Origin of the sequence: Atlantibacter sp. (genome assembly GCF_032062175.1) — a bacterium.
Classification (GTDB): Bacteria; Pseudomonadota; Gammaproteobacteria; order Enterobacterales; family Enterobacteriaceae; genus Atlantibacter.
The window spans coordinates 104,211-124,056 of sequence record NZ_DAMBQK010000012.1; the positions used below are offsets into that span (position 1 = coordinate 104,211).

Sequence of the window (19,846 nt, forward strand, 5' to 3'; positions counted from 1 at the left end):
CTTATTCTCTTTTCGACTTCCAAATCACCAAACGGTATATAAAAGCGTTACTGCTTTAACACGCGTTATAAATACACTGAGGCCAGGATCGACATCACATTTATAAGGGTGCGTAATGGCCGTTAAATCAGCGAAAAAAATTTGCAGTGCGCTTGCAGTCCTGGTGTTAGCTGGCCCTGCGCAGGCAACTGAATTACTGAACAGTTCTTACGATGTGTCTCGCGAGCTGTTTTCCGCGCTTAACCCGCCGTTCGAGGCGCAATGGGCGCAGGAAAATAACGGCGATAAGCTGACCATCAAGCAATCTCACGCCGGCTCGTCGAAACAGGCGCTGGCGATTTTGCAGGGCTTAAAGGCAGACGTTGTAACTTATAACCAGGTCACCGACGTGCAGATCCTGCATGACAAAGGCAACCTGATCCCGGCGGACTGGCAGAGCCGTTTACCGAACAACAGCTCGCCGTTCTACTCCACTATGGCGTTCCTGGTGCGTAAGGGTAACCCTAAAAATATTCATGACTGGAATGACCTGGTGCGTTCCGACGTGAAGCTGATCTTCCCGAATCCGAAAACCTCCGGCAACGCGCGTTACACCTATCTCGCGGCCTGGGGCGCAGCCGATAAAGCAGACGGCGGCGATAAAGCCAAAACCACCCAGTTTATGACCCAGTTTCTGAAAAACGTTGAAGTGTTCGATACCGGCGGACGCGGCGCGACCACCACCTTTGTTGAGCGCGGCCTGGGCGACGTGCTGATTAGCTTTGAGTCGGAAGTGAACAACATCCGCAACCAGTACGCTAAAGAAGGCTTCGAAGTGGTGGTGCCGAAAGTCAACGTGCTGGCGGAATTCCCGGTGGCCTGGGTGGATAAAAACGTCAAATCCAACGGCACTGAGAAAGCGGCGAAGGATTATCTGAACTATCTCTACAGCCCGAAAGCGCAGACCATCATCACTGATTATTACTACCGTGTGAATAACCCGGACGTGATGGCGAAACTGCAGGATAAATTCCCGCAGACCGAACTGTTCCGCGTGGAAGACCAGTTCGGTAGCTGGCCTGAAGTGATGAAAACCCATTTCAACAGCGGCGGCGAACTGGACAAGCTGTTAGCGGCGGGGCGTAAGTAATGTTTGCAGTTGCTACCCGCCGGGTGCTTCCGGGCTTTACGTTAAGCCTGGGCACCAGCCTGCTGTTTGTCTGCCTGATTTTGTTATTGCCGTTAAGCGCGTTAGTGATGCAGCTAGCCCAGATGAGCTGGGCGCAGTACTGGGACGTGGTGACCAACCCGCAGGTGGTCGCCGCCTATAAAGTCACGCTACTGTCAGCGGGTGTCGCCTCCGTGTTTAACGGCGTGTTCGGCCTGCTAATGGCGTGGATTTTGACCCGCTACCGCTTTCCGGGGCGCACCATTCTTGATGCGCTGATGGATTTACCCTTTGCGCTGCCCACCGCCGTGGCGGGTTTGACCCTGGCGTCGCTGTTTTCAGTCAACGGCTTGTACGGCGAATGGCTGGCGATGCTGGATATTAAAGTCACCTACACCTGGCTGGGTATCGCGGTGGCGATGGCGTTTACCAGTATCCCGTTTGTGGTGCGTACCGTGCAGCCGGTGCTGGAAGAGTTAGGCCCGGAATATGAAGAAGCGGCGGAAACCCTCGGTGCCAGCCGCTGGCAGAGCTTTACCCGCGTGGTATTGCCGGAGCTGTCTCCGGCGCTGATGGCGGGCGTAGCGCTGTCGTTTACCCGCAGCCTGGGCGAGTTCGGCGCGGTGATCTTTATTGCAGGTAACATCGCCTGGAAAACGGAAGTCACCTCGCTGATGATTTTCGTGCGTTTGCAGGAGTTTGATTACCCGGCTGCCAGCGCCATCGCCTCGGTGATCCTGGCGGCCTCGCTGCTGCTGCTGTTTGCTATCAATACATTGCAAAGTCGCTTTGGCCGACGCGTGGTAGGTCACTAATGGCGCAGGTTACAGAATTGAAAACGTACGGTAAGCCTGGCACCAACTGGGGAAAATGGTTTCTGATTGGCACCGGCGTGCTGGTAAGCGCGCTGATTCTGGTCGTACCGATGGCGTATATCTTCATTCAGGCCTTCAGCAAAGGGCTGATGCCGGTGCTGCAAAACCTGGCCGAGCCGGACATGCTGCACGCCATCTGGTTGACGGTGCTTATCGCGCTGATCACCGTACCGGTTAACCTGGTGTTCGGCACCTTACTGGCATGGCTGGTGACGCGCTTTAACTTTCCGGGCCGCCAGTTGCTGCTGACCCTACTGGATATCCCGTTTGCGGTTTCCCCGGTGGTGGCCGGTCTGGTGTATCTGCTGTTCTACGGCTCGAACGGCCCGCTCGGCGGCTGGCTGGGCGATAACGATTTGCAGGTGATGTTTGCCTGGCCTGGCATGGTGCTGGTGACCATATTCGTGACCTGTCCGTTTGTGGTGCGCGAGCTGGTGCCGGTGATGCTGAGCCAGGGCAGTAATGAAGACGAAGCCGCTATTTTGCTGGGCGCGTCCGGCTGGCAGATGTTCCGCCGCGTGACCCTGCCGAATATTCGCTGGGCACTGTTGTACGGCGTGGTGCTGACCAATGCCCGCGCCATCGGCGAATTTGGCGCGGTGTCGGTGGTTTCTGGCTCCATTCGCGGTGAGACTCTGTCGCTGCCGCTGCAAATCGAATTACTTGAGCAGGATTACAACGCGGTTGGCGCCTATACCGCCGCTGCGCTGCTGACGTTAATGGCAATTATGACCCTGTTTTTAAAGAGTGCGTTGCAATGGCGTTTGCACAATCAGGAAAAGCGCCAGCAACAGGAGAGCAATCATGAGCATTGAGATTTCCAGAATTAAAAAATCGTTTGGCCGCACCCAGGTGCTTAATGATATTTCTCTGGATATCCCATCCGGCCAGATGGTGGCACTGTTGGGGCCGAGCGGTTCCGGCAAAACCACGCTGCTGCGTATTATCGCAGGCCTGGAACACCAGACCAGCGGGCATATCCGCTTCCACGGTACTGACGTCAGCCGTTTACACGCCCGCGACCGTAAAGTGGGTTTTGTGTTCCAGCACTACGCGCTGTTCCGCCATATGACGGTGTTCGACAACATCGCGTTTGGCCTGAGCGTGCTGCCGAAGCGCGAGCGCCCGAGCGCGAGCGCCATCAAACAAAAAGTGACCCAGTTGCTGGAGATGGTGCAGTTAGCGCATTTAGCAGACCGCTTCCCGGCCCAGCTTTCCGGCGGCCAGAAACAGCGTGTCGCTCTGGCGCGCGCGCTGGCCGTTGAGCCGCAAATTCTGCTGCTGGATGAACCTTTCGGCGCGCTGGACGCCCAGGTGCGTAAAGAACTGCGCCGTTGGCTGCGTCAACTGCATGAAGAACTGAAATTCACCAGCGTGTTCGTGACCCACGATCAGGAAGAAGCCATGGAAGTGGCGGACCGCGTCGTAGTGATGAGCCAGGGCCATATCGAACAGGCCGATGCGCCGGAGCGCGTCTGGCGCGAGCCGGAAACCCGCTTCGTGCTGGAGTTCCTCGGCGAAGTGAACCGCCTGCACGGCACCATTCGCGGCAGCCAGTTCCACGTTGGCGCGCACCGCTGGCCGCTGGGCTATGCGCCTGCACATCAGGGACCGGTCGATCTGTTCCTGCGCCCGTGGGAAGTCGACGTTAGCCGCCGCACCAGCCTGGATTCGCCGCTGCCGGTGCAGGTGCTGGAGGTGAGCCCGCGCGGCCACTATATGCAATTGGTGGTACAGCCACTCGGCTGGTACGATGAAACCTTAACCGTTGTTTTACGGGAAGATTATGTTCCGCATCGCGGCGAGCGGCTGTTTGTTGGCCTGCAACACGCCCGCTTGTATAACGGCAACGAGAAAATTGAGAGTATTGCTCTCGCTGAGACAGCTTGATAGTTTGTTGCGATCGACGATGTGAAAGCGGCTTCGTAGCCGCTTTTTTTATGCTCTGGAAAGACTGACGTGAATACATTAGAACAAACGATTGGCAATACGCCGCTGGTCAAACTACAGCGTATGGGGCCGGATAACGGCAGTGAAATTTGGGTCAAGCTGGAAGGCAATAACCCTGCGGGGTCGGTAAAAGATCGGGCGGCGCTGTCGATGATCGTCGAAGCGGAAAAGCGCGGCGACATCAAACCCGGCGATACCTTAATCGAGGCCACCAGCGGCAATACCGGCATTGCGCTGGCGATGATTGCGGCGCTGAAAGGCTACCGCATGAAGCTGCTGATGCCGGACAACATGAGCATGGAGCGCCGCGCGGCGATGCGCGCGTACGGCGCGGATCTGGTGCTGGTGACTAAAGAGCAGGGCATGGAAGGCGCGCGCGATCTGGGACAGGAAATGGCGGATCGCGGCGAAGGTTACATCCTCGACCAGTTCAACAATCCTGATAATCCTCTGGCGCATTACCGTACCACCGGCCCGGAAATCTGGCGTCAAACCGATGGGCGCATCACCCATTTCGTCTCCAGCATGGGCACTACCGGTACTATTACCGGCGTCAGCCGCTTTTTGCGCGAACAGGCAAAACCCGTGACGATTGTCGGCCTGCAACCGGAAGAGGGCAGCAGCATTCCGGGCATCAGGCGCTGGCCGGAAGAATACATGCCGGGCATTTATAATGCTGACTTAGTGGATGCTGTGCTGGATATTCATCAGCGAGAAGCAGAAAATACTATGCGCGAGTTAGCCAGCCGTGAAGGCATCTTCTGCGGCGTGAGTTCCGGCGGGGCCGTGGCTGGCGCTTTGCGGGTGGCGCGTGAAAATCCAGGCGCAATTGTTGTAGCGATTATCTGCGATCGCGGCGACCGTTATCTCTCGACCGGCGTATTCGGTGAAGAGAGCTACGCGCAGGGAGCAGGCATTTAAGCCGCTTCTGTGTTCGCGGATAGCATGCCCTGATGACCAGGGAAGGATAAAAGGATGACCGCAATCTTATTTGGCGACGGGCAGCGTGCGCTGCGCACGGATATTATTTCCGTTCAGTCGCAGGTGGTGTACGGCAGCGTGGGCAACAGTATCGCCATTCCCACGCTGCAACAGGCAGGCTTCAGGGCTATGGCCGTTCCCACGGTACTGCTCAGCAACACGCCGCATTATCCCAGTCTGTACGGCGGAGCCATTCCTGACGAGTGGTTTAAAGGCTATCTCAACGGCCTGCTGGAACGCGATGCGGTGCGGCATGTGAAGGGGATTATTACCGGCTACCTCGGCAGCGTCGGGCAGGCGGAGATCCTCGCCGGCTGGCTTGAGCAGGTGCGCGAACGCTATCCGCATCTCTGGGTGATAATCGATCCGGTAATGGGTGATACCGACAGCGGCATCTATGTGAAGCAAGAATTGCCGCAGGCCTATCGCGAACGACTATTGCCGCTGGCGACCGGCATCACGCCTAACGCCTTTGAACTGGAGCGCCTGACGGGCCGCGCCAGCCCCACCTTAGCCCAGGCGGTAGACGCCGCCAGAACGCTGCTGACCGGGAACACAAAGTGGGTAGCGGTCACCAGCGCGCCAGGCGAGGATCTGCCGTCTGACCGTATGCAGGTGGCTCTGGTGACAGCGCAAAATATCGAGGTGTTTGTTCATCCTCGCGTCAATGCGGAGCTGAAAGGGACGGGGGATCTGTTCTGTTCGGCGCTGGCGGGCAAACTGCTACAGGGCGTGAGCCTTCCCGAAGCAGTGAAAGGGGCGAGCGACCGGGTTGTCGACGTGATGCGCCACACGCTGGCGTTAGGGTTTGATGAACTGGCGCTGCCGGAACATCCCTGAGTGAGCAGGATAAAAAAATGGCGCCTTTCGGCGCCATTTTTACTAAAGCAGCATTACTTCTTGATGCGGATTACCGGCGTTTCGCCTACGGTCACGCTACCAGACAGCTTATTCAGCTCTTTGATTTCGTCCATATTGGAAATAACAACCGGCGTCAGCGTGGATTTGGCTTTCTCTTCCAGCAGCGGCAGATCGAATTCGATAACCGGATCGCCAACTTTCACGCGTTGACCTTCTTCAGCGATACGCTTGAAGCCTTCGCCTTTCAACTCAACGGTATCGATACCGAAGTGAACGAAAAGCTCAATGCCGCTATCGGACTCGATAGAGAAGGCGTGGTTGGTTTCAAAGATTTTACCGATGGTGCCGTCAACCGGTGCAACCATTTTGTTACCGGTTGGTTTGATAGCAATACCATCACCAACGATTTTTTCCGCGAACACTACATCCGGCACATCTTCAATATTAACGATTTCGCCAGACAGTGGAGCAACGATCTCAATGGTTCCGGTGTCGCTATTGCCTTTGTCACCGAACAGTTTACTAAATAACCCCATTAGCCTTCTCTCCTAAGCAGTAATTTGGGCCGCATCTCGTGGATTAGCAGATTGTTTTTTCTTCAATGAACTTGTTAACCAGCGTCATTAACTCGTCCGTTGTCGGTTGAGCAAGAGCCTGCTCTGCTAACACCTTCGCATCTTCGTAATTCGTATTACGAATTATCTTCTTGATACGCGGGATAGAAATGGCACTCATACTGAATTCATCCAGACCCATCCCCAACAACAGAAGTGTAGCACGTTCGTCGCCTGCAAGCTCACCACACATTCCGGTCCATTTACCTTCTGCATGAGATGCATCAATCACTTGCTTAATTAGAGTCAGTACAGACGGCGACATCGGCTGGTAAAGATGTGAAATCATATCATTACCGCGATCAACTGCCAGGGTGTACTGTGTTAAATCGTTCGTTCCGATACTAAAGAAGTCGACTTCTTTGGCCAAATGACGCGCAATTGTCGCCGCCGCCGGTGTTTCCACCATCACGCCAACTTCAATAGATTCGTCAAAGGCTTTGCCTTCATCGCGCAGTTCCTGTTTGAAGGTCTCGATGGCTGTTTTCAGCACACGGACTTCTTCAACGGAGATGATCATTGGGAACATGATGCGCAGTTTTCCGAAAGCGGAGGCACGCAGGATGGCACGCAGCTGATCGCGCAGGATCTCTTTGCGGTCCATGGCGATGCGCACGGCACGCCAGCCCAGGAACGGGTTCTCTTCTTTCGGGAAGTTCATGTACGGCAATTCTTTGTCGCCGCCGATGTCCATAGTCCGGACGATCACCGCCTGAGAACCGCAGGCTTCCGCCACGGCTTTGTAAGCAGCGAACTGCTCTTCTTCGGTTGGCAGCGCGTCGCGATCCATAAACAGGAATTCGGTACGGTACAGGCCCACGCCTTCCGCGCCGTTGCGCTCAGCGCCTGCGACGTCGCGCACGGTACCGATGTTGGCGCAAACTTCAACCTGGTGGCCGTCAAGGGTGATGGCCGGCAGATCTTTCAGTTTCGCCAGTTCTGCTTTTTCTTCAGCAACCTGCGTTTGAATGTTGCGCAGGGTTTCGATCTCTTCATCGCTCGGGTTCACGTAAACTTTATTGTTTACCGCATCGAGGATCAGATAGTCGCCGTTTTTCACCTGGGAGGTGATGCTGCCAGTACCCACAATGGCAGGCAGTTCCAGGGAACGTGCCATGATAGAGGTGTGGGAAGTACGGCCACCGATATCGGTGATGAAACCCAGCACCTTTTTCAGATTTAGCTGTGCGGTTTCAGATGGCGTCAGATCGACGGCAACCAGGATCACTTCGTCCTGAATCGCGCTTAAATCGATAATGGCGAGGCCAAGAATATTACGCAGCAGGCGTTTACCGATGTCGCGCACGTCAGCCGCACGCTCTTTCAGGTATTCGTCATCGAGCTCTTCCAGCGCAGTCGCCTGGCCTTCGATAACGTCATAAGCTGCCGCGTCGGCAGTGATGAGCTTGTCCTTAATCAGGGCTATGATTTCCTGCTCTAGCTCCTCATCTTCCAGCAACATGATGTGGCCTTCGAAGATGGCTTCCTTTTCCTCACCGAAAGTTTCGCCGGCTTTGACTTTGATCGCTTCTAACTGCGTAGAGGCCTTGGCACGCCCACTCAGGAAACGCTCAACTTCCTGATCAACCTTATCGGCAGAAATCTTTTTCCGGTCGATGACAATCTCATCTTCTTTCAGCAGCAGTGCTTTGCCGAAAGCGATACCCGGGGATGCTAAAATGCCTGAAATCATAACCCTACCTTACTTGTGACTGATATTAATAAGAACCCGGAACTTACTCGAGTTCAGCCATCAGTTTTACTAAATGCTCAACAGCTTTCTGCTCGTCTTCGCCTTCCGCAGAGATGCTTACCACAGTGCCCTGGGTCAGACCGAGAGTTTGTAGTTTGAACAGGCTTTTTGCGCTGGCGCTTTTGCCGTTGGAGGTCACAGTGATATCAGACGTGAAGCCTTTCGCTTCTTTAACAAACTGAGCAGCAGGGCGGGTATGCAGGCCGTTCGGAGCGGTAATGGTAACTTCTTGCTGGAACATTATATTTCCCCAACTTATAGGTTTAGTGTTGTGGAACTAAAGTCTAGCCTGGCGGCCACACTTTAGCCTGAAAGTTGTGCCGGCGTTCAAGGCAACGCGGCACAGAATGCCAGAACTGCGAAATCGCACTGCGCCGTGAAGCGACCCGCGTTTCGCTCGTCATCAATCATTATGCAGCTAATAACAAAGCTTAACCAAATCATTAAATCGATTCAGCCGATACTAATCCAATAATGATTAATTTCACGCATCGAAATAAATTGATGCTTAAATACCAGAGCCAGCGAGATGAGGCAATGCCAGGAGCGGTGAAAGTTTGAAGCAGGGCACAAAAAAGCACCCTGAAAGGTGCTTTTTTATTCACAATTAACAATCTGGCATCATTGTTGCAATTCTTTCTCAGTAAAGAGATCGGCAAACAAAGCGGTGCTCAGATAACGCTCACCTGAAGACGGAAGGATAACCACAATGTTCTTGTTGGTAAAGGCTTCGTCTTCCTGAAGTTTGAGCGCGGCAGCAACGGCAGCACCGGAAGAGATACCCGCCAGAATGCCTTCTTCTTCCATCAGGCGACGCGCGGTGGAGATGGCTTCGTCGTTAGTGATCGCAACCACTTTATCGATCAGTTTCAGATCCAGGTTGCCCGGAATAAAGCCTGCACCGATACCCTGAATTTTGTGCGGGCCTGGTTTCAGCTCTTCGCCAGCCAGCGCCTGGGCGATAACCGGGGAATCGGTCGGCTCGACCGCCACGGTGATCAGCTCGGATTTCCCTTTGGTGTTCTTGATATAACGGCTCACGCCGGTCAGCGTACCGCCAGTACCCACGCCGGAGATAAACACGTCTACCTGGCCATCGGTGTCTTCCCAGATTTCCGGGCCGGTGGTTTTTTCGTGGATTTCCGGGTTCGCCGGGTTGCTGAACTGCTGAAGCAGCAGATATTTTGCCGGATCGCTGGCGACAATTTCTTCCGCTTTCTGAATTGCGCCTTTCATGCCTTTCGCGCCTTCAGTCAGCACCAGGTTCGCGCCCAGCGCTTTCAGCAACTTGCGGCGTTCGATGCTCATGGTTTCCGGCATGGTCAGGGTCAGTTTGTAACCGCGTGCGGCGGCGACATACGCCAGCGCGATACCGGTGTTGCCGCTGGTGGGTTCAACCAGCTCTACGCCCGGTTTCAGTACGCCACGTTTTTCGGCATCCCAAATCATATTGGCACCGATGCGGCATTTGACGCTGAAGCTTGGGTTGCGTGATTCTACCTTCGCCAGGATGCGTCCGTTACCGATACGGTTCAGTCGAACCAGCGGCGTATGACCGATAGTCAGCGAGTTATCTTCATAAATCTTACTCATGGCCTGTCCTTAACTGTATGAAATTTGGGAAACAGAGTTAGCATACGCACTTCCCTACCAGGGGGAAGTAAGTAATTCGCATATCTATATGCTGATGAGAAATAATGATGACCATTATAGAATAAGAGACGGCATAAGCCGTCTCGTTTCAGTGGCTGACGGTTATTGCCACTGCGCATGGCGGCGGCGGTAGCAGTCCACCCACATCGCGGTAGCACCGCACACCGCTACCGGCATAATCACCAGATTTAAAAACGGAATCAGCGTAAACAGGCTAACCAGCGCCCCGAACTGCATATTGGTAAACTTGCGTTCGCGCAGAGCCACGCGCATCTCTTTAAAGGGCACTTTATGGTTATCGAAAGGATAGTCGCAATACTGGATGGCCAGCATCCAGGCGCTAAATAAAAACCACAGCACCGGTGCGACGGTCTGGCCGATGCCGGGGATAAAGTAGAGGAGCAGCAGAACGATGGCGCGCGGCAAATACCAGGCAAGCTTTTGCCATTCGCGCTTCATAATGCGCGGCACGTCTTTGATGATGCCGAACACGCCGGTATCCGGCGGGGTAGCGCCGGTTAAGCGCGCTTCGAGTTGTTCCGCCAGCAGGCCGTTAAACGGCGCGGCAATCCAGTTCGCCAGAGTAGAAAAGAAATAACCGAAGATCAGCAGCACGGAAAGCACCACCAGCGGCCAGATGACATAGCTCAGCCATTGCAGCCAGTCAGGCACATAGGACATCAACTGCGGGATCCAGACATCAAACTGGGAAAACAGCCACCAGAACGCGCCGCCCATCAGTAGAATGTTGATCAGTAACGGCAGGATAACGAACCGGCGAATGCCTGGCAGCGTGACCAGTTTCCAGCCCTGAGAAAAGTAATACAGACCGCTACGCGGCGTGCCGCCGGATTGTGAAACCATATTGAGGCTTACTCCTTTAATATCAGCCAGGGTCAACGCAGGCTATCTTAACCGAGCCCGGAAATATCGCCAGTTCGGAAATGGTCGAAAAAACAGCAAAAAACACGTTTTATTTCATCTTTATGCGGAGAAAAACGTGAGTGGACTTGCACTTGAGCAGATGGGCAAATACTCTTAGTGAGTAAATGTTTGCCGCAGTGGCAAGGTGTTAGAACAACAGAGAATATAATGATGCAGGATTTGCGTCTGATATTAATCATTGTTGGCGCAATCGCCATAATAGCCTTACTGGTGCACGGCCTGTGGACCAGCCGTAAGGAACGCTCTTCTGTGTTCCGCGACCGTCCGATTAAACGGATGAAGTCGAGGCGTGATGACGATTCTGATGATGATGGCGACGACATGGAAGACGAAGGGGTCGGTGAAGTGCGTGTTCGCCGCGTTGCACCCGATCATGACAGCGTCTCCCGGGAACCTGAGCCGCCTCGCCAACCGGAAGCGCCGCAGCATAACTACCAGCCTCCTTACGCGTCTTCGCAGCCGCGCCAACCCGTGGCTCGTCCTCAGGAACCTGAGCAACGCGCGCCGGTGCAGCCGCAGCCTGTCCAGCAGGGCCCCGCTGCGCCGCAGCCAGCGCCAGCTCAGCCTGTAGCAAGGCCGCAGGAACCGCAGCCAACTGCGCCGCAACAGCAGCCAGTGGCCCATGCGCCTCAGCCAGAGCCTGTGGCACAGCCTGAACCCGCTCCCGCGCCGGCACCTGAAAAACCGCGCCTTAAAGAGACCGTTATCGTGATGAACGTTTCGGCTCACGCGGGTACTCAGCTTAACGGCGACGTATTGCTTAACAGCATCCAGCAGGCAGGTTTCACATTTGGTGAAATGAACATTTTTCATCGGCACCTGAGCCCGGACGGCAGTGGCCCGGTCCTGTTCAGCCTGGCGAATATGGTCAAGCCGGGATCGTTCGATCCAGAAAACATGCACACGTTCGCGACGCCTGGCGTCACCATCTTTATGCAGGTGCCTTCCTACGGTGATGAGATCCAGAACTTCAAGCTGATGCTTCAGTCTGCGCAGCACATTGCCGATGAAGTCGGCGGCGTGGTGCTGGACGATCAGCGTCGCATGATGACCCCGCAAAAACTGCGTGAATACCAGGATCGAATCCGTGAAGTGAAAGAAGCCAACGCATAACGTGCGTGCGGTGAACAACATTCTCTAAGCCCCCGCATCGTCGGGGGTTTTTTTCATTGGTGGTGTGATATGGACTCAATAGAACAAAAACTGACTGAACTTAGAACCACGCTTCGCCATCATGAATATTTGTATCATGTGATGGATGCGCCTGAGGTCCCGGACGCCGAATACGACCGGTTGATGAACGAATTGCGCGCCCTCGAAGCGGATAATCCCACGTTAATTACCCCGGACTCGCCAACCCAGCGCGTTGGCGCCGCGCCGCTGACGGCGTTCACCCAAATCCGCCATGAAGTGCCAATGCTGTCGCTGGATAACGTGTTCGATGAAAGCAGCTTTCTGGCCTTCAACAAGCGCGTGCAGGACCGATTAAAAAGCAGCGAAGCCCTGATTTACTGCTGTGAGCTCAAGCTTGACGGCCTGGCGGTAAGCCTGCTGTACGAAAATGGTTTGCTGGTCCGCGCCGCTACCCGTGGTGACGGCACAACCGGGGAAGATATTACTTCTAATATTCGTACCGTACGGGCGATCCCGTTGAAACTGCGCGGCGACGATATTCCGGCGCGTCTGGAAGTGCGCGGTGAGGTTTTCCTGCCTCAGGCCGGATTTGAAAAAATCAACGAAGAGGCCCGGCGCACCGGCGGTAAAGTCTTCGCCAACCCGCGCAACGCGGCGGCGGGATCGCTGCGCCAGCTCGATCCGCGCATTACGGCAAAACGTCCGCTGACTTTTAACTGCTACGGCATTGGCATTCTGGAAGGCGGCGAACTGCCAGCCAGCCACTATCAGCGCCTGCAACAGTTTGCCAAATGGGGCCTGCCGATAAGCCATCGCACCCGCCTTTGCCAGAGCCCGGAAGAGGTGCTGGCATTTTATCATCAGGTCGAGGCCGACCGCCCGCAGTTGGGTTTTGATATCGACGGCGTGGTAATCAAAGTCGATTCACTGGATTTGCAGGAGCAACTGGGCTTTGTGGCGCGCGCCCCACGCTGGGCGGTGGCCTTTAAATTCCCGGCTCAGGAGCAATTGACCTTTGTGCGTGATGTGGAGTTCCAGGTCGGGCGCACCGGTGCCATTACGCCAGTCGCGCGTCTTGAGCCGGTTCAGGTGGCGGGCGTGCTGGTCAGCAACGCCACGCTGCACAACGCAGACGAGATTGAACGGCTGGGGTTGCGTATAGGCGATAAAGTGGTGATCCGCCGCGCCGGGGATGTGATCCCGCAGGTGGTCAACGTGGTGCTCTCCGAACGTCCGGAGGAGACCCGCGAAGTCGCCTTCCCGACACACTGTCCGGTTTGCGGTTCCGATGTGGAGCGCGTCGAGGGCGAAGCGGTGGCGCGCTGCACCGGCGGATTGATTTGCGGTGCGCAGCGTAAAGAATCCCTGAAGCATTTTGTTTCCCGCCGGGCGATGGACGTTGACGGCATGGGCGACAAAATCATCGATCAGCTGGTTGAGAAAGAGTACGTCCATACGCCAGCGGATCTGTTCCGGTTAACCGCCGGAAAACTCACCGGCCTGGAACGTATGGGGCCGAAATCGGCGCAGAACGTGGTCGACGCGCTGGAGAAAGCCAAATCCACCACGTTTGCGCGCTTCCTGTACGCGCTGGGCATCCGTGAAGTGGGTGAGGCCACGGCGGCAGGGCTGGCGTCTTACTTTGGCAACCTGGATGCGTTAACAAAGGCCAGCATTGAAGAGCTGCAAAAAGTCCCGGACGTAGGGATCGTGGTGGCGACACATGTGTTTAACTTCTTCGAGGAAGAGAGCAACCGTGAAGTCATCCGCCAGTTAGTAGAAGATATCGGTATCAGTTGGCCTGAACCGCTGGTGATCAAAGCGGAAGAGATCGACAGTCCGTTCGCTGGGAAAACGGTGGTACTGACCGGCTCGCTGAGCCAGCTTTCGCGCGATGACGCCAAAGCGCGGCTGACAGCCCTCGGCGCGAAAGTGGCGGGCAGCGTGTCGAAAAAAACCGATCTGGTGATTGCCGGGGAAGCGGCGGGCTCAAAACTGGCGAAGGCGCAGGAACTGGGCATTGCAGTGATCGACGAAGACGAAATGATGCGCCTGCTGGGTGAATGACATGGAAAAAGAGCAGCTCATCGCTATCGCCAATACTGAGATGCCGTTTGGTAAATACAAAGGCCGCAGGCTGATTGATTTGCCGGAAGAGTATCTGCTGTGGTTCGCCCGCAAGGATCAATTCCCAGCCGGGCGGCTGGGCGAGCTACTGTCGATAACGTTACTGATCAAAACCGAGGGGCTGACGCATCTGGTTCAGCCCCTCAGGAAGTAGCCTCAGACTTTTGCGGCGCGGGCATTTTCCTGCGCCTGCAACTGCTCGGTCTGATGTTTATAATGCCGCGCCAGTACCGCGCAGACCATCAACTGGATCTGGTGGAAAATCATCAGCGGCAGCACCATCATCCCAATTACCGACGTCGGGAACAGAATGTTGGCCATCGGGATGCCGTTGGCCAGGCTTTTCTTCGAGCCGCAGAACACAATGGTGATCTCATCAGCTTTGCTGAAGCCGCATTTGCGGGCGACCACCACGTTCACCACTATCACGATGGCTAACAGCACCAGGCTGACCACCACGATAAACAGTAACGAACCCAGGCCCACCTGGTGCCAGATGCCGTTAACGACGGCCTCGCTGAAGGCGGTATACACCACCAGCAGGATAGAGGTCTGATCGGTGACCGAAATCAATTTTTTATGACGCGCCACCCAGCCACCAATCCACGGGCGCGACAGATGGCCCAGCACAAACGGCAACAGCAGTTGCAGCATAATTTTGCCGACCTGCTCAAGGCTGCCTTCCGCACCGTGCATATTCATCACCAGCCCGACCAGCAGCGGCGACAGGAAAATCCCCAGCAGGCTTGATGCCGAAGCCGAACAGACCGCCGCCGCAACGTTGCCGCCCGCCAGCGAGGTAAAGGCGATAGCAGACTGTACGGTAGCGGGCAAAATACACAGATAGAGAAATCCGGTGTAGAGCTCCTGGCTGACGTTGACCGGTGCCCACCACGCGAACAGCACGCCAAGCACCGGGAAGAGAATGAAAGTACTGCACATCACCCAAAGATGTAACCGCCAGTGGCTGCCACCCGCGATAATCGCTTCACGCGACAGCTTGGCGCCGTGCATAAAGAAGAGCAAGGCAATGGCCGCCGTGGTAAGCCCTTCGAAGAACGGAACGAATCCGCCGCGTGCCGGTAAGAACGAAGCCAGTAACACCACGGTAATCAGCGTGATAGTAAACGGATCGAGGATACGCAAAAGTTTCATAATCTCTCCTGAGTCGAGGTGTTATTTTGCGTTTTTCATTTTGAGAAATAAAATTGATTTATTGCATCCATTCATGAAGGAAATGTATGAATGTCTCACTGCGCCAGTTGCGCACCTTTGTTACCGTCGCGCAGGCCAAAAGTTTCAGCCGCGCCGGAGACATCATCGGCTTAAGTCAATCCGCCGTGAGCCACAGTGTAAAAGAGCTTGAGCGCCAGTGCGGCGTGCGGCTGTTCGATCGCACCACCCGGGAAGTCGTGATGACCGAGGCCGGGCATCAGCTTGCTGCGCGGTTGGAGCGCTTACTGGATGAGCTGAACAGTACCTTACGCGATGCCGGACGGGTTGGGCAGCAGCTATCGGGGACGGTACGCGTTGCGGCCAGCCAGACGATATCCGCGCACTTAATTCCGCAGTGCATCGCGCAAAGCAATCGCGACTACCCGGAAATCGATTTTGTGCTGCACGACAGGCCGCAGCAGTGGGTACTGGAGAGTATTCGTCAGGGCGAAGTGGATTTCGGCATTGTGATTGACCCAGGCCCGGTAAGCGATCTGCAATGCGAGGCGGTGCTGTCAGAGCCGTTTTTATTATTATGCCGTGAGGATCATCCTTTCAGCCAGCAACGCTATGTTCCCTGGCAGGCGCTGCAAGACCAGCTGCTGGTTTTACAGGATTATGCGTCAGGAAGCCGCCCATTGATCGACGCGGCGCTTCACCGCCAGCGTATTGAAGCCAGTATTGTCCAGGAAATTGGCCATCCAGCAACGCTGTTTCCTATGGTGGAGGCGGGGATTGGTATTAGCGTGCTGCCCGCGCTGGCGCTGCCTTTGCCGCAGGGCTGCCACCTGGTGGTCAAACCGCTGACGCCGGTTATCGAACGGCGGCTGATGCTGGTGCAACGGAAGAAAAGATCGCTGTCCGGTGCGGCGCAGGCTATTTGGGACGTGGTACGCGCGCAGGCACAGTGCCTGACCCAGGCGCGCATCCACGATCCGCTGTTTAACGTGCCGGACGATCAGACGTAAACATCAACCTGACGATCGCTGGCCGGCGCGTTAACGCTTGCGGTGCTGCTTTGCTGTTCTTGTTTCTTCTGGGCTTCTTCCACCTGCTGGCGCTGCAATTGCGCCAGCTGGGCTTGCAGCATTTTAATCTGCGTCTGGATCAGCTCTTGCTGCTTTTGCTTCTGCTCAGCGCTGCCGCTGCTGTTGGGGATGTCTTTCAACTGTTGGGTGAGTTTGGTGATTTGCTGGGTAAGGCGGGTGATTTGCGCCGCAAGGCTGTTACCCTGGGATGCGCTGCTTCCGCCGCCGCTGGTGAGTACTGAAGTGGTGGTAGATATCGTTGTCATTTGAGCCTCCTTTTCTTGCCAGTACGACTCTATCGGCCCGTTTTTTAATAACTTGAGTATCTGGCGCAGAACAATCGATATAAAAACGCTATTGATTAGTCGGGCAAAGTGTATTGGTTGTTAGCCATGGTCTGTCGTTATAACTCAGAGACTCATTACTCTGAAGGAAGCGTTATGACCGCGACTCTGCACTCTCAACCCGATCTCTGCGCTGAAATCATTCGCGCACATAAACCTGATTTTACTCCCCGCGTTGCGTTTATCTTCGGCTCCGGGCTGGGGGCGTTAGCCGACCAGATCACCGATGCAGTTGCCATCTCATTTCAAAAATTGCCCGGTTTCCCGGTCAGCACCGTACACGGGCATGCCGGAGAGTTGGTGCTAGGCCAACTGGCGGGCATCGACGTTGCCTGTATGAAAGGGCGCGGTCATTTCTATGAAGGACGAGGAATGTCCGTGATGACCGGGGCCATCCGTACTTTCAAATTGTTGGGATGCGAACTGTTGTTTTGCACCAACGCGGCGGGGTCGCTGCGCCCTGCGGTAGGGCCTGGCCAACTGGTCTCGCTAACGGATCATATCAATATGATGCCGGGCTCCCCGCTGGTGGGGCCGAATGATGAGCGGTTCGGTGAGCGCTTTTTCTCGCTGGCCAATGCCTATGACGCCGATTACCGCGCGCTGTTGCAACAGGTCGCCGCGCATCAGGGCTTCCCGCTCCACGAAGGTGTATTTGTGTCTTACCCCGGCCCCAACTTTGAGACCGCAGCGGAAATCCGCATGATGCAGATTATCGGTGGTGATGTGGTGGGGATGTCGGTGGTGCCAGAGGTGATTTCCGCCCGCCATTGCGGCCTGAAAGTGGTCGCGGTAGCGGCGATAACGAATATGGCGGAAGGACTGAGCGACGTGACCTTATCCCACAGTCAAACCCTGGCGGCAGCGGAACTCTCCCGGCAAAACTTTATCGACTTAATTTGCGGTTTTCTGGGCAAATTACCCCGTATATAAGGGATTTACAGTGCTATAAGGACAATGATTATGGGCATTGCAGGCCGTTTAAAGATCATGTCGTTTATGCAGTATTTTATCTGGGGAAGTTGGCTGGTGACCCTGGGCTCGTACATGATTAATACCCTCCATTTCACCGGCGCAAATGTCGGAATGGTATACAGCTCAAAAGGCCTGGCGGCGATCATTATGCCAGCGCTGGTGGGAATTATTGCCGACAAATGGTTACGGGCTGAGCGTGCTTATTGCCTGTGCCATTTAATCTGCGCTGGCGCGTTGGGATACGCTGCCCACGTTAGTGAACCAGACATTATGTTCTGGGCGATGCTGGTTAACGCCATGGCGTTTATGCCGACCATTGCGCTGTCGAATAGCATCTCGTATTGCTGTCTTGAGAAGGCGGGGATGGATACGGTGAGTTGTTTTCCGCCCATCCGCGTGTACGGCACTCTGGGGTTTATTGTCGCCATGTGGGCTATAAGCCTGCTGGGCTTTGAGCTGAGTAACGTCCAGTTATTTATCGCTTCTGGAGCGTCGTTATTTATGGCGCTGTATGCTTTAACCCTGCCGCCGGTTCCCTGCGCTAAAAAGAAAACACAGCCTGGCCTGGCGGCAAAACTGGGTTTGAATGCGCTGGTATTGTTTAAGCAGCCGCTGATGCTGGTATTCTTTTTGTTCGCCATGCTGCTGGGCGCGGTGCTGCAAATCACCAATACTTTTGGTAGCCCATTCCTGCATGACTTCGCCCGCGATCCGCTATTCGCCGACAGCTTTATCGTCAAATACCCTTCATTGTTGCTTTCCGTTTCGCAGATGTCCGAAGTGGGGTTTATTTTAACCATCCCGTGCTTTCTCAAACGCTACGGTATCAAGCTCGTGATGCTAATGAGCATGGTTGCCTGGACGCTGCGCTTCGGCTTATTTGCTCTTGGGGATCCCTCCGCCAGTGGGACGATCTTTTTGCTGTTGTCGATGATTGTGTATGGATGCGCATTCGACTTTTTTAATATTTCCGGTTCGGTATTTGTCGAGCAGGAAGTCGATCCGTCGATCCGTTCCAGTGCGCAGGGGCTTTTTATGACCATGGTTAACGGCATCGGTGCGTGGGTGGGGTCGATTTTAAGCGGTATGGCGGTGGATTATTTCTCCGCCGAGGGCGTAAAGGCGTGGCCGACGATATGGCTGGTATTTGCCGCCTACGCGTTCGCGCTGGCCGTGCTGTTTTCGCTCAGTTTTCATTACCGGCATCAGCCCGATAAAACCCTGCTTAAATCACTGTCTCATTAATCTACGAATGATAAATAACAGGGTATGAAGCGGTAATGGCAGGAGGCGCAGACATGGAACAGGCGTATCGAACCGATCTCAAACTGCTGCGTTATTTTTTGGCGGTAGCCGAAGAGCTGCATTTTGGACGCGCGGCGGCAAGGTTGAATATGTCTCAGCCGCCGTTAAGCCTGCATATTAAAGAGCTGGAAACCCAACTGGGTACGCTGTTGTTTGTTCGCCATTCCCGCAGCGTGGCGCTGACCTACGCGGGCAAAATCCTGATGGAAGAATCACGACGCCTGCTGGCGATGGTCAATTCGTCGCTGGCGCGTGTGGAGCAAATTAGTCGGGGGGAGGGAGGGCGAATTGAGCTGGGCGTGGTGGGCACCGCGATGTGGGGCCGTATGCGACCGGTAATGCACGCGTTTTTGCGCGACAACCCCAATGTGGACGTTCAATTTCGCGAAAAATCGCCGGGAATGCAGTTGGCGTTACTTGAGCGCCATGAGCTGGATGCCGGTATCTGGCGAATGGCGCTCGACCTGCCGCAGGGGATGGTTGGATTACGGCTGCATGAAGCCGCATTTCTGGTGGCTCTGCCGCAGGATAGCCCGTTGGCAAGCCAGCAAACTATTCCGCTTGAAACGCTACGTAATGAATATTTCGTCACGTTGCCATCGGTTCATTCTGACTGGTCGTTTTTACAGCGGGTATGCCAGAAGGCCGGATTTTCGCCAATGATAATTCGCGAAGCGGTAGAGCCGCAGACGGTGCTGGCGATGATAAGTATGGGGTTGGGGGTGACGTTAATGGCGGACAGCTATGCACAGATGCAGTGGCCAGGAGTGGTATTTAGGCCGCTCAAAGAGCGCATACCGGCGGATTTATATATTGTCTATCAACCCGCGCATACCACACCGACGGTAATGAGGCTGGTAAAGGCGTTAACGCAGTAAACCGCAGATAGCAAAAAAGCGCCTTTAGGGCGCTTTTTTACATTGGTGGGTCGTGCAGGAT

General features: G+C 55.1%; 20 protein-coding genes. 13 read left to right on the plus strand and 7 right to left on the minus strand.

Features of this window, described 5'->3' with window-relative positions:
- The first annotated feature begins 115 nt into the window (after nucleotides 1–115).
- From RT120_RS12740 to pdxK, 6 genes are all read left to right on the plus strand, one after another.
- Nucleotides 116–1,129 (plus strand): sulfate ABC transporter substrate-binding protein, encoded by a 1,014-nt coding sequence (locus RT120_RS12740; protein ID WP_312982983.1) that lies wholly within the window; start codon nucleotides 116–118, stop codon nucleotides 1,127–1,129.
- Nucleotides 1,129–1,962: a sulfate/thiosulfate ABC transporter permease CysT gene (cysT, locus tag RT120_RS12745; protein ID WP_312982984.1), complete on the plus strand. Its 834-nt coding sequence runs from the start codon at nucleotides 1,129–1,131 to the stop codon at nucleotides 1,960–1,962. Before RT120_RS12740 ends, cysT begins: the two co-directional genes overlap by 1 nt.
- Nucleotides 1,962–2,837 carry a sulfate/thiosulfate ABC transporter permease CysW gene (gene cysW / locus RT120_RS12750; protein WP_312982985.1) on the plus strand — a complete coding sequence of 292 codons (876 nt, stop codon included), beginning with the start codon at nucleotides 1,962–1,964 and terminating at the stop codon, nucleotides 2,835–2,837. Before cysT ends, cysW begins: the two co-directional genes overlap by 1 nt.
- The gene (cysA, locus tag RT120_RS12755; protein ID WP_312982986.1) at nucleotides 2,827–3,912 is read left to right on the plus strand and encodes a sulfate/thiosulfate ABC transporter ATP-binding protein CysA; all 1,086 of its coding nucleotides are present in this window, start codon (nucleotides 2,827–2,829) and stop codon (nucleotides 3,910–3,912) included. Before cysW ends, cysA begins: the two co-directional genes overlap by 11 nt.
- 69 nt (nucleotides 3,913–3,981) lie before the next feature.
- A complete protein-coding gene (gene cysM, locus RT120_RS12760; RefSeq protein WP_312982987.1) occupies nucleotides 3,982–4,893 on the plus strand; it encodes a cysteine synthase CysM in 912 nt (303 codons plus the stop codon).
- Nucleotides 4,894–4,947: 54 nt separating this feature from the next.
- Nucleotides 4,948–5,793: a pyridoxine/pyridoxal/pyridoxamine kinase gene (pdxK, locus tag RT120_RS12765; RefSeq protein WP_312982988.1), complete on the plus strand. Its 846-nt coding sequence runs from the start codon at nucleotides 4,948–4,950 to the stop codon at nucleotides 5,791–5,793.
- A 53-nt stretch (nucleotides 5,794–5,846) separates the two neighbouring features.
- Here the strand turns inward: pdxK and crr are convergent, their stop codons facing one another.
- From crr to cysZ, 5 genes are all read right to left on the minus strand, one after another.
- Nucleotides 5,847–6,350, minus strand: a complete 504-nt coding sequence (crr, locus tag RT120_RS12770; RefSeq protein WP_312982989.1) for a PTS glucose transporter subunit IIA — start codon at nucleotides 6,348–6,350, stop codon at nucleotides 5,847–5,849.
- A 43-nt stretch (nucleotides 6,351–6,393) separates the two neighbouring features.
- Nucleotides 6,394–8,121, minus strand: coding sequence for a phosphoenolpyruvate-protein phosphotransferase PtsI (gene ptsI, locus RT120_RS12775; protein WP_312982990.1), 1,728 nt, complete (start codon nucleotides 8,119–8,121; stop codon nucleotides 6,394–6,396).
- A 43-nt stretch (nucleotides 8,122–8,164) separates the two neighbouring features.
- On the minus strand, nucleotides 8,165–8,422 hold the full coding sequence (ptsH, locus tag RT120_RS12780) for a phosphocarrier protein Hpr (RefSeq protein ID WP_002463574.1): 258 nt from the start codon (nucleotides 8,420–8,422) through the stop codon (nucleotides 8,165–8,167).
- Nucleotides 8,423–8,802: 380 nt separating this feature from the next.
- The gene (cysK, locus tag RT120_RS12785) at nucleotides 8,803–9,774 is read right to left on the minus strand and encodes a cysteine synthase A (RefSeq protein WP_312982991.1); all 972 of its coding nucleotides are present in this window, start codon (nucleotides 9,772–9,774) and stop codon (nucleotides 8,803–8,805) included.
- 162 nt (nucleotides 9,775–9,936) lie between these two features.
- On the minus strand, nucleotides 9,937–10,698 hold the full coding sequence (cysZ, locus tag RT120_RS12790) for a sulfate transporter CysZ (protein ID WP_312982992.1): 762 nt from the start codon (nucleotides 10,696–10,698) through the stop codon (nucleotides 9,937–9,939).
- A gap of 228 nt (nucleotides 10,699–10,926) precedes the next feature.
- On the opposite strand from cysZ, the gene zipA reads away from it, so the two are divergent.
- The 3 genes from zipA to RT120_RS12805 all read left to right on the plus strand — a co-directional run bounded on the left by zipA (nucleotide 10,927) and on the right by RT120_RS12805 (nucleotide 14,194).
- Nucleotides 10,927–11,892, plus strand: coding sequence for a cell division protein ZipA (zipA, locus tag RT120_RS12795; protein ID WP_312982993.1), 966 nt, complete (start codon nucleotides 10,927–10,929; stop codon nucleotides 11,890–11,892).
- Between the two features lie 69 nt (nucleotides 11,893–11,961).
- Nucleotides 11,962–13,980 carry an NAD-dependent DNA ligase LigA gene (gene ligA / locus RT120_RS12800; RefSeq protein ID WP_312982994.1) on the plus strand — a complete coding sequence of 673 codons (2,019 nt, stop codon included), beginning with the start codon at nucleotides 11,962–11,964 and terminating at the stop codon, nucleotides 13,978–13,980.
- 1 nt (nucleotide 13,981) lies between these two features.
- Nucleotides 13,982–14,194, plus strand: coding sequence for a putative quorum-sensing-regulated virulence factor (locus RT120_RS12805; RefSeq protein ID WP_312982995.1), 213 nt, complete (start codon nucleotides 13,982–13,984; stop codon nucleotides 14,192–14,194).
- A 2-nt stretch (nucleotides 14,195–14,196) separates the two neighbouring features.
- On the opposite strand, the gene RT120_RS12810 is transcribed toward RT120_RS12805, so the two are convergent.
- A complete protein-coding gene (locus RT120_RS12810) occupies nucleotides 14,197–15,195 on the minus strand; it encodes a bile acid:sodium symporter family protein (protein WP_312982996.1) in 999 nt (332 codons plus the stop codon).
- A gap of 86 nt (nucleotides 15,196–15,281) precedes the next feature.
- On the opposite strand from RT120_RS12810, the gene RT120_RS12815 reads away from it, so the two are divergent.
- On the plus strand, nucleotides 15,282–16,223 hold the full coding sequence (locus RT120_RS12815; protein ID WP_312982997.1) for a LysR substrate-binding domain-containing protein: 942 nt from the start codon (nucleotides 15,282–15,284) through the stop codon (nucleotides 16,221–16,223).
- Here the strand turns inward: RT120_RS12815 and RT120_RS12820 are convergent.
- Nucleotides 16,214–16,549, minus strand: a complete 336-nt coding sequence (locus tag RT120_RS12820) for a FlxA-like family protein (RefSeq protein ID WP_312982998.1) — start codon at nucleotides 16,547–16,549, stop codon at nucleotides 16,214–16,216. The two genes, RT120_RS12815 and RT120_RS12820, sit on opposite strands and share 10 nt — an antisense overlap.
- Before the next feature lie 174 nt (nucleotides 16,550–16,723).
- On the opposite strand from RT120_RS12820, the gene xapA reads away from it, so the two are divergent.
- Genes xapA through RT120_RS12835 form a run of 3 tightly spaced genes read left to right on the plus strand, consistent with a single transcriptional unit; the run spans nucleotide 16,724 to nucleotide 19,785 of the window.
- Nucleotides 16,724–17,560, plus strand: a complete 837-nt coding sequence (gene xapA, locus RT120_RS12825) for a xanthosine phosphorylase (RefSeq protein WP_312982999.1) — start codon at nucleotides 16,724–16,726, stop codon at nucleotides 17,558–17,560.
- 30 nt (nucleotides 17,561–17,590) lie between these two features.
- On the plus strand, nucleotides 17,591–18,847 hold the full coding sequence (locus tag RT120_RS12830; protein WP_312983000.1) for a nucleoside permease: 1,257 nt from the start codon (nucleotides 17,591–17,593) through the stop codon (nucleotides 18,845–18,847).
- Nucleotides 18,848–18,900: 53 nt separating this feature from the next.
- Complete coding sequence (locus RT120_RS12835) at nucleotides 18,901–19,785, plus strand: LysR family transcriptional regulator (RefSeq protein ID WP_312983006.1); 885 nt, start codon at nucleotides 18,901–18,903, stop codon at nucleotides 19,783–19,785.
- Nucleotides 19,786–19,846: the final 61 nt, after the last annotated feature.

What these genes read in the sequence shown, in the direction of transcription:
- RT120_RS12740 (WP_312982983.1), top strand. Translation starts at nt 116, where the DNA reads ATGGCCGTTAAATCAGCGAAAAAAATTTGCAGTGCGCTTGCAGTCCTG.
- cysT (WP_312982984.1), top strand. Translation starts at nt 1,129, where the DNA reads ATGTTTGCAGTTGCTACCCGCCGGGTGCTTCCGGGCTTTACGTTAAGC.
- cysW (WP_312982985.1), top strand. Translation starts at nt 1,962, where the DNA reads ATGGCGCAGGTTACAGAATTGAAAACGTACGGTAAGCCTGGCACCAAC.
- cysA (WP_312982986.1), top strand. Translation starts at nt 2,827, where the DNA reads ATGAGCATTGAGATTTCCAGAATTAAAAAATCGTTTGGCCGCACCCAG.
- pdxK (WP_312982988.1), top strand. Translation starts at nt 4,948, where the DNA reads ATGACCGCAATCTTATTTGGCGACGGGCAGCGTGCGCTGCGCACGGAT.
- crr (WP_312982989.1), bottom strand. Translation starts at nt 6,350, where the DNA reads ATGGGGTTATTTAGTAAACTGTTCGGTGACAAAGGCAATAGCGACACC.
- ptsI (WP_312982990.1), bottom strand. Translation starts at nt 8,121, where the DNA reads ATGATTTCAGGCATTTTAGCATCCCCGGGTATCGCTTTCGGCAAAGCA.
- ptsH (WP_002463574.1), bottom strand. Translation starts at nt 8,422, where the DNA reads ATGTTCCAGCAAGAAGTTACCATTACCGCTCCGAACGGCCTGCATACC.
- cysK (WP_312982991.1), bottom strand. Translation starts at nt 9,774, where the DNA reads ATGAGTAAGATTTATGAAGATAACTCGCTGACTATCGGTCATACGCCG.
- cysZ (WP_312982992.1), bottom strand. Translation starts at nt 10,698, where the DNA reads ATGGTTTCACAATCCGGCGGCACGCCGCGTAGCGGTCTGTATTACTTT.
- zipA (WP_312982993.1), top strand. Translation starts at nt 10,927, where the DNA reads ATGATGCAGGATTTGCGTCTGATATTAATCATTGTTGGCGCAATCGCC.
- ligA (WP_312982994.1), top strand. Translation starts at nt 11,962, where the DNA reads ATGGACTCAATAGAACAAAAACTGACTGAACTTAGAACCACGCTTCGC.
- RT120_RS12805 (WP_312982995.1), top strand. Translation starts at nt 13,982, where the DNA reads ATGGAAAAAGAGCAGCTCATCGCTATCGCCAATACTGAGATGCCGTTT.
- RT120_RS12810 (WP_312982996.1), bottom strand. Translation starts at nt 15,195, where the DNA reads ATGAAACTTTTGCGTATCCTCGATCCGTTTACTATCACGCTGATTACC.
- RT120_RS12815 (WP_312982997.1), top strand. Translation starts at nt 15,282, where the DNA reads ATGAATGTCTCACTGCGCCAGTTGCGCACCTTTGTTACCGTCGCGCAG.
- RT120_RS12820 (WP_312982998.1), bottom strand. Translation starts at nt 16,549, where the DNA reads ATGACAACGATATCTACCACCACTTCAGTACTCACCAGCGGCGGCGGA.
- xapA (WP_312982999.1), top strand. Translation starts at nt 16,724, where the DNA reads ATGACCGCGACTCTGCACTCTCAACCCGATCTCTGCGCTGAAATCATT.
- RT120_RS12830 (WP_312983000.1), top strand. Translation starts at nt 17,591, where the DNA reads ATGGGCATTGCAGGCCGTTTAAAGATCATGTCGTTTATGCAGTATTTT.
- RT120_RS12835 (WP_312983006.1), top strand. Translation starts at nt 18,901, where the DNA reads ATGGAACAGGCGTATCGAACCGATCTCAAACTGCTGCGTTATTTTTTG.